General features: G+C 30.3%; 11 protein-coding genes. All 11 read left to right on the forward strand.

The genetic code is table 11. The features are described from left to right. Positions 1-216 precede the first annotated feature (216 nt). Positions 217-1506, forward strand: a complete 1290-nt coding sequence (locus tag F3K33_RS03475; RefSeq protein ID WP_039773265.1) for an O-acetylhomoserine aminocarboxypropyltransferase/cysteine synthase family protein — start codon at positions 217-219, stop codon at positions 1504-1506. Positions 1507-1721: 215 nt separating this feature from the next. Further along, positions 1722-2591 carry an ABC transporter ATP-binding protein gene (locus F3K33_RS03480; RefSeq protein WP_084670581.1) on the forward strand — a complete coding sequence of 290 codons (870 nt, stop codon included), beginning with the start codon at positions 1722-1724 and terminating at the stop codon, positions 2589-2591. Between the two features lie 219 nt (positions 2592-2810). Further along, the gene (locus tag F3K33_RS03485) at positions 2811-3800 is read left to right on the forward strand and encodes an ABC transporter substrate-binding protein (protein ID WP_039773269.1); all 990 of its coding nucleotides are present in this window, start codon (positions 2811-2813) and stop codon (positions 3798-3800) included. A gap of 231 nt (positions 3801-4031) precedes the next feature. Continuing rightward, positions 4032-5591, forward strand: coding sequence for a nitrogenase component 1 (locus F3K33_RS03490; protein ID WP_039773271.1), 1560 nt, complete (start codon positions 4032-4034; stop codon positions 5589-5591). Positions 5592-5609: 18 nt separating this feature from the next. Further along, the gene (locus F3K33_RS03495; RefSeq protein ID WP_011967961.1) at positions 5610-6977 is read left to right on the forward strand and encodes a nitrogenase component 1; all 1368 of its coding nucleotides are present in this window, start codon (positions 5610-5612) and stop codon (positions 6975-6977) included. 60 nt (positions 6978-7037) lie between these two features. After that, a complete protein-coding gene (locus tag F3K33_RS03500; protein ID WP_039773273.1) occupies positions 7038-7799 on the forward strand; it encodes an ABC transporter permease in 762 nt (253 codons plus the stop codon). A gap of 28 nt (positions 7800-7827) precedes the next feature. Further along, the gene (locus F3K33_RS03505; RefSeq protein ID WP_039773275.1) at positions 7828-8613 is read left to right on the forward strand and encodes an ABC transporter permease; all 786 of its coding nucleotides are present in this window, start codon (positions 7828-7830) and stop codon (positions 8611-8613) included. Positions 8614-8637: 24 nt separating this feature from the next. Further along, on the forward strand, positions 8638-9732 hold the full coding sequence (locus F3K33_RS03510; RefSeq protein ID WP_039773277.1) for an ABC transporter substrate-binding protein: 1095 nt from the start codon (positions 8638-8640) through the stop codon (positions 9730-9732). Beyond that, complete coding sequence (locus F3K33_RS03515) at positions 9732-10667, forward strand: ABC transporter permease (RefSeq protein ID WP_039773279.1); 936 nt, start codon at positions 9732-9734, stop codon at positions 10665-10667. The genes F3K33_RS03510 and F3K33_RS03515 overlap by 1 nt, the downstream gene beginning before the upstream one ends. A gap of 53 nt (positions 10668-10720) precedes the next feature. Next, positions 10721-11494, forward strand: a complete 774-nt coding sequence (locus F3K33_RS03520) for an ABC transporter permease (protein WP_039773281.1) — start codon at positions 10721-10723, stop codon at positions 11492-11494. A 995-nt stretch (positions 11495-12489) separates the two neighbouring features. After that, complete coding sequence (locus tag F3K33_RS03525; RefSeq protein ID WP_011967967.1) at positions 12490-12642, forward strand: YezD family protein; 153 nt, start codon at positions 12490-12492, stop codon at positions 12640-12642. The last annotated feature ends 131 nt before the right edge of the window (positions 12643-12773 follow it).

The following is a 12773-nucleotide window of genomic DNA, read 5'->3' on the forward strand; positions in this document are numbered from 1 at the left end:
ATCGGAATACTGAAGATTTTTTCTTAGTGGAAGTTAACCAGAAAACTGGAGACTAAATTTATTTTCTAAACTTATAGAAGATAAATTAGTCTCCTTTTAATTTTACTCAATAATAATAAGCATAGCTAAGCAATTGTCGAAAGTAGAAACATTAATCAAGAAACTTAGAGAAGATATTAATTACAAAAAATAATTAAATAAAATGGAGGAAAAATTATGAGTAATCAAGAAAGAAAATTAAAATTTGAAACATTACAAGTACATGTAGGACAAGAAAAACCAGATTCTGCAACAGATGCAAGAGCAGTCCCAATTTATCAAACAACTTCATATGTGTTTAGAAATTCTGAACATGCTGCAGCTAGATTTGGATTGTCTGATGCTGGCAACATATATGGACGTGTAACAAATTCTACACAAGATGTTTTTGAAAGCCGAGTTGCAGCCTTAGAAGGAGGAATTGCTGGTCTTGCAGTAGCATCAGGAGCAGCGGCAATTACTTATTCTATTGAAAATATAACTCGTGCAGGAGATCATATAGTTTCTGCAAAAACTATATATGGAGGATCTTATAATTTATTAGCAAATACATTACCTACTTATGGTATTACAACAACATTTGTAGACCCAGAGGATTTATCAAATTTTGAAAATGCAATTCAAGATAATACAAAGGCAATTTTTATAGAATCACTTGGAAATCCAAATTCAAATATTATAGATGTTGATGGACTTTCAGCAATTGCACATAAACACAAAATTCCCCTAATTGTTGATAATACATTTGGAACTCCATATCTTTTTAGACCAATTGAGCATGGAGCAGATATAGTTGTTCATTCAGCAACAAAGTTTATAGGTGGTCATGGTACAACTTTAGGAGGGGTAATAGTAGACTCTGGAAAATTTGATTGGTTAGGTTCAGGAAAATTTCCTCAATTAACAGAAGCAGATCCGAGTTATCATGGCATTAAATTTATAGAAGCGGCTGGACCAGCAGCATATATAACTAGAGTTCGTACTATTTTATTAAGAGATACTGGAGCTAGTATAAGTCCATTTAATGCATTTATACTACTGCAGGGGCTAGAAACTCTTTCGCTAAGAGTTGAACGACATGTTGAAAACACGTTAAAAGTAATAGAGTTTTTGAATAAACATCCGAAAGTTGAAAAAGTTAATCATCCATCATTATCAGAAAATGCAGATAATGAATTATATAATAAATATTTTCCGAATGGTGCAGGTTCAATATTCACATTTGAAATTAGGGGTGATGCTAAAGAAGCTCAAGAGTTCATTGATAAACTAGAGATATTTTCATTACTAGCAAATGTAGCGGATGTTAAATCATTAGTAATACATCCAGCTAGTACAACACACTCACAACTAAGTGTAGAAGAATTACTTGATCAGGGAATCAAACCAAATACAATACGTCTTTCAATAGGAACAGAGCATATTGATGATATAATTTATGATTTATCACAAGCCTTTGAAGATTAAACTAAAAGGCCATATTAACTAGGTTCAAATATTTTGGATTAAGCTGACTAGAAAGCTAGAGGCATTAAATAGGATTAATATAATTTTATTTAATGCCTTCTTTGATATTTGAATCACATAATTTTAAGTAAAATAATAGCATTATAGCAAATAGTATTAACGCTACTTATCTTAATGATTTTAAGAACAATATAATGAATTTGGAGGAAAATATTATGACAGTAAATAATGTAGAAAGCAAAGAATCAAAAATTGTATTAAATAACTTAAGTCAAGTATATTATATAAAGGAAAATTCAAAAAAAGAAAAATTTCAAGCGTTAAAAGATTTTTCGTTATCAATTGGTAAAGGAGAATTTATTGCAATTGTTGGTCCAAGTGGGTGCGGAAAATCAACACTTCTTGATATAATATCAGGTTTAGTAAAAGCAGAATCAGGAAGTATTTCTATTGACGGAAAAGTTGTTAATGGGCCAGCGTTAGACAGGGGATTCGTAATGCAAGGGTATGCATTATTTCCATGGAGAACAATAAGAAAAAATGTTGAGTTTGGTCTTGAATTAAAGAAAGTTCCTAAAAAAGAAAGAAATAAAATAAGTGATGAATTCATTGAGCTTATAGGACTTAAAGGCTTTGAAAACAGGTATCCTCATGAATTATCAGGAGGTATGAAACAAAGGGTTGCTATAGCGCGTTCTCTTGCATATGATCCAGCGGTGTTGCTTATGGATGAACCATTTGCTGCAGTTGATGCTCAGACTAGAGAAAATCTTCAAGATGAGCTTATGAGAATTTGGGACAAAACGAATAAAACAATAATTTTTGTTACTCATAGTATTGAAGAGGCTGTTCTTCTTGCAGATAGAGTTGTAGTAATGACTAGAAATCCTGGAACCATAAAAGAAATAGTTAGTATAGATCTACCAAGACCAAGAACAAATTCTGATATGAGAGCTTCAGCGGATTATAACAGGATAACTAATAAGATATATGAATATCTTCATAATAAAACAGAAGAGAAAAAAGAGAAGTATGATGATGAATTGATCATTTCAAAAGAAATAACTCCTGCAATAGCATTATAAAGTTGTTATTTAGTGTGCAAAATCATAATAGGAGCTATTTAACTAAAATTTTCACTAGTTTTTAATGGATTAAAAGATGAGACACATAAGATGTAAGAGATTATAGAAATAATCCTAGTGTATATGTATAATTCCGATGTTGTTAATTTATTTTTAAAGCAGGTGATAATGAAGCAGCTTAAGTTTAGTTTCACAAAGCAATTAAAGAGGTAGATTTTAATGAAGAATAAATTTTTTATATTAACTATTGTGATATTAGCATTGATGTTTACAGGATGCTCAAAATTATATGAAAATGACGATATAGTAAAAATAGGATATATTGGAAATTTTACTGAATTGCCTTTATTTGCGGCATATGAAAATGGATATTTTGAGAAAGAAGGAGTAAAGGTAGAATTAGTAAAAATTAATGATAATGAAGTTGAAGAAAAAATAAAGAATGGAAATATTGATGCATTTACATGCGATTATAAATTTTTAAAATGGAATAATCCTAATATTAATATGAAAGTTAGTATGGGTATTACAAGCGGTGCAATTGAAATTATAACATCAAAAGATAGTAATCTTCAAAAAATTACCGATATAGAAAATAAAAGAATAGGTATTGTAAATCAAGGAGATGGAACTATGGCCGCTGCCATTAATGTATTAAATAAAAATAATATAAATGATAATAGTATTAAATGGGTTTATTTAAAGGATGAAAATCCAACAACAGCTATTGAAAATGGAGAGGTTGATGCTGCTGTGGTTTGGGATATAAATAGAGAAGATAATAATATTAATGTTATATATAAAACTGGACTTATAGATAGTGAAAATTCATCAGGCAATAATCATGGTAATCATGGCAATAGTTATTTTTATATTAATTTTGCTGGAGTAAGAAGTGAGATTGCTGACAAGTATCCAGAAAAGACAGCAGGTATTTTACGCGCGTGGATTGAAGGTGCGGCTGATGTTGAGGAAGGTAAGGATAAATCTTTAAGTAATGCTGTGGAAAAAGGATATATAAAAAATGTAAGTGAGGATGAAGAAGCTAAAACAAAATATTTTATGTGGATGCCTTCAGTTAAAACAGGTAAAGAAAATTTAAAGGAATATATACATATTCAAAAATCAATGGGAATTATTAATAGTGATTTAAATGAAGAGAATTTTCTTAAGAGTATTTTTGCAGATGTGTTACCATTTTGGGATTAGCAAACTTTTAGATATTAACCATAGAAAAGAACCAAAGATTAGAATATACAATTTTATGTGTCTGACTAGAAAACTGGAGGATATATATTTTATTAAAAGATAGAATATACATCCTCCAGTTTTCTTTTATTAAATTACCGATTTGTATAATTATGAAAAAAAACTGTTTCAACATTAATTACTTATAGCTATGGTTTAAAAGCAATAAAAAATTAAGAAAGGTGGAGAAGCATGAAGAAAATAAATTTAAATATTGCAGAAGTAGAAAAGCGTGAAACAAGATTGGGAACAATTATAGCTTGGGATGGTAATGCAGCGGAACTTGTAGAGCAATCTGACTATAATGGAAGAGGGTGCGGCAGTAAAAATGGCAGTTGTAGACTATGTGAAATAGAAGGCCCCTTTGCTCAAGGCTCTGGATGTTCTGAGGAAATGGTAGAGTGTCAAGCAGGTCAGGTTAGAGATGCAGTATTAATACAACATTCACCAATTGGATGTGGTGCTGGACAAGTTGGAAATAACAGACTATTCCGTTTTGGACTTGCAACAAGAAATCTCCCAATAGAAAATGTAAAAATTATGAGCACTAATTTACTTGAAGGTGATATGGTTTTTGGAGCAACAAAGAAGTTAAAACAGACAGTTGAAGATGCATATAAGAGGTATAAACCAAAGACTATTTTTATAGTATCATCATGTGCGACTGGAATAATTGGAGAAGATATTGAAAGTGTAGCATCTGAATATGAAAAAAAACTTAAAATTCCAATAGTGCCATTGATTTGCGAAGGTTTTAAGTCAAAGCACTGGACTACAGGATTTGACGCTACACAGCATGGTATCTTAAGACAAATAGTAAACAAGCATCCTAAAAAGCAGGAAGATTTAATTAATATTATTACACTTTGGGGATCAGATGTATATACCCCAATGTTTAGAGAGCTTGGGCTTAGAGTTAATTTTGTAATTGACTTAGCAAGTGTTGAGGATTTGGAAAGGCTATCAGAAGCAGCGGGTACCGTAAGCTTCTGTTATACATTATCCTCTTATCTTTCAGCTGGTTTAGAACAGTATTTTGGAGTTCCAGAAATAAAAGCTCCGCAACCATATGGATTCAAGGGAACTGATGCATGGCTTAGAGAAATAGGAAGAGTAACTCATAGAGAAGAATTAGTTGAAAAATATATTGAAAAAGAACATAAGAGAGTTGAACCTATTATCAATGAATTAAGGAAGAAACTAAAAGGAGTAAAAGGATTCACTTCAACTGGCTCTGGATATTCTCATGGTCTTATCACAGTACTTAGAGAACTAGGAATATCAGTAGATGGTTCTTTAGTATTCCATCATGATCCAGTATATGATAGTGGAAATGTAGAAGCAGATTCCTTAAAACACTTAGTCGATAATTATGGAGATGTTAAAAACTTTAGTGTTAGCAACAGACAACAGTATCAATTTTATAGCTTGCTAAAAAGAGTTAATCCAGATTTTATTTTAATAAAACATGGAGGATTATCACCACTTGCATCAAAATTGGGAATTTCAGCTGCACCTTTAAGTGATGAAAGTTTAACAATAGGTTATCAGGGAATGATATATCTGGGAAACAAGATATTAGATATTTTAGCAAAAAAGAAATTCCATAACATTCTGAAAGAACATACAGAAATGCAGTATACAGACTGGTGGTTAGAACAATCTGATCCATATGTATTAGCTAAAAATCCTAACCTTTTAGATCAGAAATTTAATGAATTACTTGAATCAAGAAGAGCAGCAGCTATTTAGAAGGAGTTAAGAAGATAGATGAGTAAAAAAGTTAAAGAGATAGTGAGAACAAATTCTATAGAACAAGTGCGCTATGGATGTGCAATAGGAGCACTTGCATCAGTATCAGCAATTCCATATGCTATGCCAATCACACATTGTGGGCCAGGATGTACATCAAAACAATCCGGTGTATTAATGAGTAATGGCGCTCAAGGTGGTGGATATAGTGCCGGTCCCGTAATCCCATCCGTTAATGCAACAGAAAAAGAAGTTGTATTTGGTGGAGAAAAAAAGTTAAGAGAGTTAATTAAGGGTACTTTACTTATAGTTAAAGCAGACTTATACGTAGTGCTAAATGGGTGTATAGGCGAATTAGTAGGAGATGACATAGGCGCAGTTGTAAAAGAATTTCAGGAGTTAGGATTTCCAATAGTTCATGCAGATACAGGTGGATTCAAAGGAAATAATTTAATTGGTCATGAAATAGTTATTAAAGCTATAATTGATCAATTTGTAGGTGATTATATTGGTGAAAAAGAAGATAAACTTATTAATTTATGGTCAGAAGTACCTTATCAAAATACATTTTGGCGTGGAGATTTAGAAGAAATTAAAAGAATATTGGAAGGGTCAGGTTTTAAGGTTAATGTTTTCTTTGGTGTAGAGAGTAATGGTGTAGAAGAATGGAAAAGCATTCCTAAAGCGCAGTTTAATCTTGTACTTTCACCATGGGTTGGCCTTGAAATAGCAGAATATCTTGAGAAGAAATATGAACAACCATTTTTGCATATTCCTACTGTGCCAATTGGAGCAAAGGAGACAACAGATTTTCTTAGAAAAGTAGCAAAGTTTTCAGGTAAGAACAAGAGAAAGGTTGAGGACTTCATAAAAAGGGAAGAAAAAAGATATTATCATTATTTAGATAGTTTTTCAGAATTCTATGCAGAGTATGGATGGAGTGTAACCTCAATGTATGCTGTAATTAGTGATTCAACTTATGGTTTAGCACTTAATAGATTTTTGGCAGACCAATTAGGTTTTGTTCCGGCTATACAGGTTATTACAGATAATCCACCAGAAAAATATCGAAAACAAATAAGTAATCAATTTGAAAATCTTTCAGAAGGTGTATCTACTGAAGTTGAATATGCTGAAGATGGATATACAATAGATGAAATCATTAGAAATACTGATTTCAAGGGTAGAGCACCAATAATTTTTGGTACATCATGGGATAGAGATTTATCAAAAGAATTGAAAGGATATATTATGGAAATTGCTCTTCCTGTGTCAAATGAAATTGTTATTGATAGATGTTATGTTGGTTATAGAGGGGCATTAACATTCCTAGAAAGACTTTATACTATAGTCACAGCAACAGATACAAAGATAATAACATCATAAAAGTTTTTATGATGATATTTCTTATAATTTTAAATAATTTGGAAAGGTGTGACAGGAAGAATGAAACAAAGATATGTAAATATTATTGTTGTAGCTATTTTCTTTTTAATATGGGAATTAGCAGCTAGAACTGGAATATTAGATACTCAATTTATACCGGCATTTTCAACTGTAGCATTAAGAATGTTTAAGATGGCATTAAGTGGCGAATTATTTATCCATATTGCTATAAGTATTGAGAGAATGGCAATAGGATTTATTTTAGCTACAATTGTAGCAGTACCAGCTGGATTTATCTTAGGAGGATGGGTTCCTAAGTTAGCAAGCTTCTTTAATCCTCTGTTTACAAATTTTTCTCAGGTTAATCCATTTACTTTAATTCCATTATTTATAATTTTATTTGGAATTGGAGAAGCAGGTAAAGTAAGTATTATTTTCTGGGTTATATTATGGCCAATGCTTTTTACAACAATGGCAGGAATAAATCAAATAGATCCAATCTTTATTAAAGGTGCAAGATCAATGGGAGCTACTGGAATACAAATATTTTTCAATGTTATTCTTCCGGGAAGCATAAGTAGAATATTTACTGGTATAAAGACAGCATTAACAGTAGGATTTACTATGCTTATTGGTACCGAAATGGTTGGTTCCGAAGCAGGAATAGGATGGATTGTTTCTAATTCTCAAAAAAATTATGATGTACCTAAATTATATGTAGGAATTTTGACTATAGCAATAGTGGGAGCATTAATATCGGTATTAGCTGATAATTTAAAAAGCTCAATAATTGTTTGGGAAGATAATTTAAAGGAAGAATAGTGTATAAATAAGGAAAGAGGTGAGTAACGTGAAGGAAAAAAACAAAGTAATATCTAAAATAGGAAAATTGATGTTTAGCACTTTATCAACAGCAGCATTCTTTGTAATTTGGTATTTAGCGACTTCAACTGGAATTTTAGATACTGGAATTATTCCTGAACCATTAAAAGTATTTAATCAATTGGCTACAAATATATTTAAGGGTGATTTGCTTAGTCATACATTACTGACATTTAAAAGAGCTATAATAGGTTTTTTTGTGGCACTAATAGTAGGATTATTAATAGGTTTTTTCTTAGCTTCTATTTCAAAGAAGTTGAGAAATTACGTAATTCCAATCTTACAATTTTTCGAAAAACTCAATCCGTTTGCACTTTTCCCTTTGTTTATGTTGTTTTTTGGAATAGGAGAATTTAGCAAAGTAATAATAATTTTTTGGGTTGCAGTTTGGCCAATTATTTTTCACACTATAGCTGGCGTGGAAGGTGTAGATAAGCTACTAATAAAGTCAGCAAGAACAATTGGAGCATCACCTAAAACAGAATTTTTCAAAGTAATTTTACCAGCAGCATTACCAGATATTATTACTGGTATTAAATTTAGCGCGCAAATAGCTTTTATATTAGTTATTTCAGCAGAAATGCTGAGTTCATCAGCTGGATTAGGATGGTTTATAAGTATTGCGAAAACACAATATAATCTTCCTAACTTATATGGAGGAACATTATTTGTTGCTGCATTAGGGATAACTATAAATAAAATATTAAACATATTAGAGAGCAAATTATTTGTATGGAAAGAAAAAACTTTTTAATATATTCAAGGAGGGTAAATTATAATGGCAATAGAAAAAGAAAAAAAAGTAAAAAGAGTTATTCAAGCAGCAATAGCAGTTTTGGTTATAGGAGGTATTATTATAGGAGCGCAACTTGGTAAGACGAAATATTCATCTCCATCTGAATCCTTGGAAGCTAATAGTAGCGCAAAAAGTGATGATAGTACTTCTGCCAGTAATGATGATTTATTTCCAATAAAAACGGCAACAAGAAAAGATTGTACATTAGCCCCTTTTTTGGTAGCAGATAAAAAGGGATTTTTTAAAGAGGAAGGATTGAAATTAGTATTTACTGGTGAACTAAGTAGTGATGCTGTCACACCTGCAATTTTGTCTGGAGATAATGATGTAGCGGATACACATCCGAATGCATTAGCGCTTAAGGTATATGGGGGATCAAAAATTAAAGCGGTAGGGCGTTCAATAATTGAACCTGGTCCTGGAGTAGATCCTAAATTGAGACATATGAGGTTCTACGTGAATAAAGATGCAGTAGCTGCTGGAGTTAAAACATGGAATGACTTAACAAATTATAAAGGCAATGAAAAACTTAAGTCAGCTGGTTATACTAATACTTGTGAAGATTTCATTCCTAATAAAATTTCAGATACTAAAGGTGTTTCAAGAGATAAATTTGAATGGATTACATTTGAAACAGATCTTCAAAAAATTGAAGCTTTAAAACTTGGACAAGTTGATATTATAGGTGTTCATCCGCCATTTTTCGATGCAGCGCAAGAAGCAGGACTTACTCAAATTGCAGATTCATCAGAAGCGGGACTTGGTGAAGCAACTGGAGTTTATTTATACTATTTCTCAGATAGTTTTATAGAAAAACATCCAGATAAAGTAGCAGCATTTGTTAAAGCTATGACTAAGGCACAAAAATGGGCGAATGCAAATGTTGAAGAAACAGCAAAATTAACTAGTGAATTTATAGGAACTGAAGTAAAAGGAAATCACTATTATTCTGAAACTACGAAAATTGATGAACAGACTATAAATCCATGGATTGAAGACTTAGAGAACACAGGCGCTATTCCTAAAGGAGCTATTAAAGTAGATGATATTATAACACATAAATTTGAGGCACAATAATGAAAAAAAATACAGATGTTCTTTTAAAGCTTAAAGATAAACTAATAGAAATATCAGGTTTGATAATTTTGATTATAATCTGGGAATTTATAGCTAGAGCAAAAATTATAAATAGTGATGTATTTCCAAGTTTTACGGTAACTATAGGAGAAATAGGTTATCTGTGGGGAAATGAGGATCTATATATGCATATAATGTCAACATTGTGGAGATTTACATTTGGACTTTTATCAGCCGTTTTAATAGGTGTGGCTGTAGGAAGTATATTTGCAAAATATAATGATATTTATTTAATGTTTGAACCTTTAATTAGAATTTTTTCGAAAGTTAATCCCTTTTCTTTAATTCCTGTATTTATTGCATTTTTTGGAACAGGTGAAATGGTAAGACTTGCAGCAATTATATGGGTTGGCGTGTTTCCGATATTACTGGGAACATTAAATGGGATAAAACAAATCGACAAGGATTTAATAAAAAACGTTAAAGCTATGAATATTTCGTTATTTGATATAATATTCAAAGTATATATTCAAGCATCTGCACATAGCATTTTTGCTGGGATCAGAATAAGCGTTCAAATGACATTTTTTATTATAATCGTTGGGGAAATGTTGGGCGTCAATTCAGGACTTGGATATCTTCTGCACAACGGAGCACATCATTATTTTGATGCACCTAAAGTATATGCGAGCTGTGTAATTATAATAATATTAGGAGTTATTATAAATAGATTTTTCAGATATATACAAAATGGGTTGTTTTTATGGGAAAAACCAGAGTCACTTTTTAAAAATCATAAAACCTATAAAAAAATAGACAACTTTACTTTAATTATTTTATCCATTATTATAGCGGGAATATTAATTTTAGGAGAAGTGCAATTAAAGTTGGCAGCGTATAAATCAGAACATCCTATTGAATTCTTTAAAGAGTAAAGTGTGATTAACAAGTGCTTTATTATGATATTAAAAGGGAGGAGTTGAATTAGGTGAAACTAAAAAATGTGAATATAAGAGGTTATATTACAATAGTAATTTTTATTTTTGCTTGGGAATTTTTTTGCAGACTTAAAATATTAGATCCTGTGCTTATTCCATCTTTTTCGAAAGTTATAACTGGAATAGGTGAATTGTTTTTAAAGCAAAAACTGTTATATCATATAGAGCTAAGTTTTTATCGGTCTTTTTTAGGATTTTTACTTTCAATTATAATTGCAGTACCATTAGGTATTGCAATTAGTATTTTAGTAAAACAAATGCAATCATCAGTAGAACTTGTTTTAGATGCGTGTTCCCAGATAAATCCATTTATTATTTATCATCTAATTATAATTATTTTAGGTGTTGGAGAATTTACGCAGATCGTAGTTATTACATGGACATGCATTTGGCCAATACTTTTTAGTACCATAACTGGAATACTTAATGTAGACGATTCTTATATTAAACATGGAAAATCTTTTGCACTTAATAAATGGAATTTTATAAGTAAAATATTATTACCAGGTGCTTTACCGCAAATTATGCATGGTGTTAAACTAAGTCTGAATTATTCATTATTTATGCTAATAGCCGCAGAGATGATGGGAGGGAGTTCTGGCCTTGGATTTCTAATTAAATCATGTCAAAATATGTACAGAGTTGATTGGGTAATAGGAATAGTTATTGTTATAGCTATGATAGGATTGTTAATGGATTCAATAGTTATGTATTTAGAAAATAAAAACGTATATTTGAAATATATACTCCATGAAAAAGAATAAGAAGATATAGTTTTTTATAGCATATTATACTAATTCCCACATATCTCATTTTATTCGAATGACAAAAGTATAAGTTTAAAGAGTATTTGCTTTATAAAGAATCTGTCTAACTAAGTGAAAATAATATGGTATATTATATATAGATTAATTAATGTAATAGCTTCACTTTCAGCTTAATTTATTTTTGGGGTTCTAAAATCATAAGGGATTCTTTAATAATAAAGCTTAATATGTTATAGAAATTTTTTTGTAAAAATGAAAAAGTATATTGACTAATTATTACTATATAGAATATAATAGGTAATAATAAATCATAGTAATTCAATAGGAATAATAAGAAAAAAGTATAGTATATATTAATATATACTAATTATAATTTTAATGCGATGAAGGGAATAAGTATATTGAGGAAAATTTTCAGAGAGGAATTCTTAAAATAGCTGAAAGGAATTCTAAATGGAACTCTATAGAATGCATCCTGGAGTACTAAGTTGAATTTTTGGTATGTTTAAAAATAATAAGGTCGTTAAATTTAATTTTGTAGATCAATTATTTTATATACTTGAATTAGTAGGCTTAGCAGTAGTGCCTGATATAGCACATAAAGATGTTATGCTGCGTAAGACCGATTAAATTTTAAGCATAATAATCAGAGTGGAACCGCGGAAATTTTCTGCCTCTGTTTTATAACAGGGGTCTTTTATTTTATTCTTTAGAAATTTATACAACAGTTACTTGAGGGAATAGTTTATTGAAAAGTTTACGAGTGTCAGAGAATAAAAAGGGAAATATACACGTATAAAAAAAGTGGGGAGCGCATTTAACTTTTTATCTCCTATATAAAATGTTTTTATATGCAGATTTTTCTCACATGCATTCAAAAAAAGCAAAGGCGTAAAAGAATTATATATCAAATTTTGAGGGAAATTATATATAATTTATATAATAAAAACAAATATATAAGGTATTTATATGTATATCTTGGGGGTGATTGTGTGGCTGTTAATAGTAAAGAACTCACAGAAAATAAAAAGCTAGAAGAAATACTAAAGATGGTTGAGAAAATAAGGTATGGGTCTATAACTTTGATAATACAAGATGGAGTAATTATACAAGTAGATAAAAATGAAAAAATAAGAATAAGATAAAAATTTACATGTGAAGGAGTATATGTTAGGAAGCCAAAGAATATTGGTCTAATAAAATAATTTATAATTTTTTATAAAAATGTTGACATATACGAATGAGAAGAATATATCATATAAAAACACAGCAATCT

This window comes from Clostridium beijerinckii, assembly GCF_008705175.1.
Taxonomy (GTDB): domain Bacteria; phylum Bacillota; class Clostridia; order Clostridiales; family Clostridiaceae; genus Clostridium; species Clostridium beijerinckii.

What these genes read in the sequence shown, in the direction of transcription:
- F3K33_RS03475 (WP_039773265.1), top strand. Translation starts at nt 217, where the DNA reads ATGAGTAATCAAGAAAGAAAATTAAAATTTGAAACATTACAAGTACAT.
- F3K33_RS03495 (WP_011967961.1), top strand. Translation starts at nt 5,610, where the DNA reads ATGAGTAAAAAAGTTAAAGAGATAGTGAGAACAAATTCTATAGAACAA.
- F3K33_RS03485 (WP_039773269.1), top strand. Translation starts at nt 2,811, where the DNA reads ATGAAGAATAAATTTTTTATATTAACTATTGTGATATTAGCATTGATG.
- F3K33_RS03510 (WP_039773277.1), top strand. Translation starts at nt 8,638, where the DNA reads ATGGCAATAGAAAAAGAAAAAAAAGTAAAAAGAGTTATTCAAGCAGCA.
- F3K33_RS03490 (WP_039773271.1), top strand. Translation starts at nt 4,032, where the DNA reads ATGAAGAAAATAAATTTAAATATTGCAGAAGTAGAAAAGCGTGAAACA.
- F3K33_RS03500 (WP_039773273.1), top strand. Translation starts at nt 7,038, where the DNA reads ATGAAACAAAGATATGTAAATATTATTGTTGTAGCTATTTTCTTTTTA.
- F3K33_RS03480 (WP_084670581.1), top strand. Translation starts at nt 1,722, where the DNA reads ATGACAGTAAATAATGTAGAAAGCAAAGAATCAAAAATTGTATTAAAT.
- F3K33_RS03515 (WP_039773279.1), top strand. Translation starts at nt 9,732, where the DNA reads ATGAAAAAAAATACAGATGTTCTTTTAAAGCTTAAAGATAAACTAATA.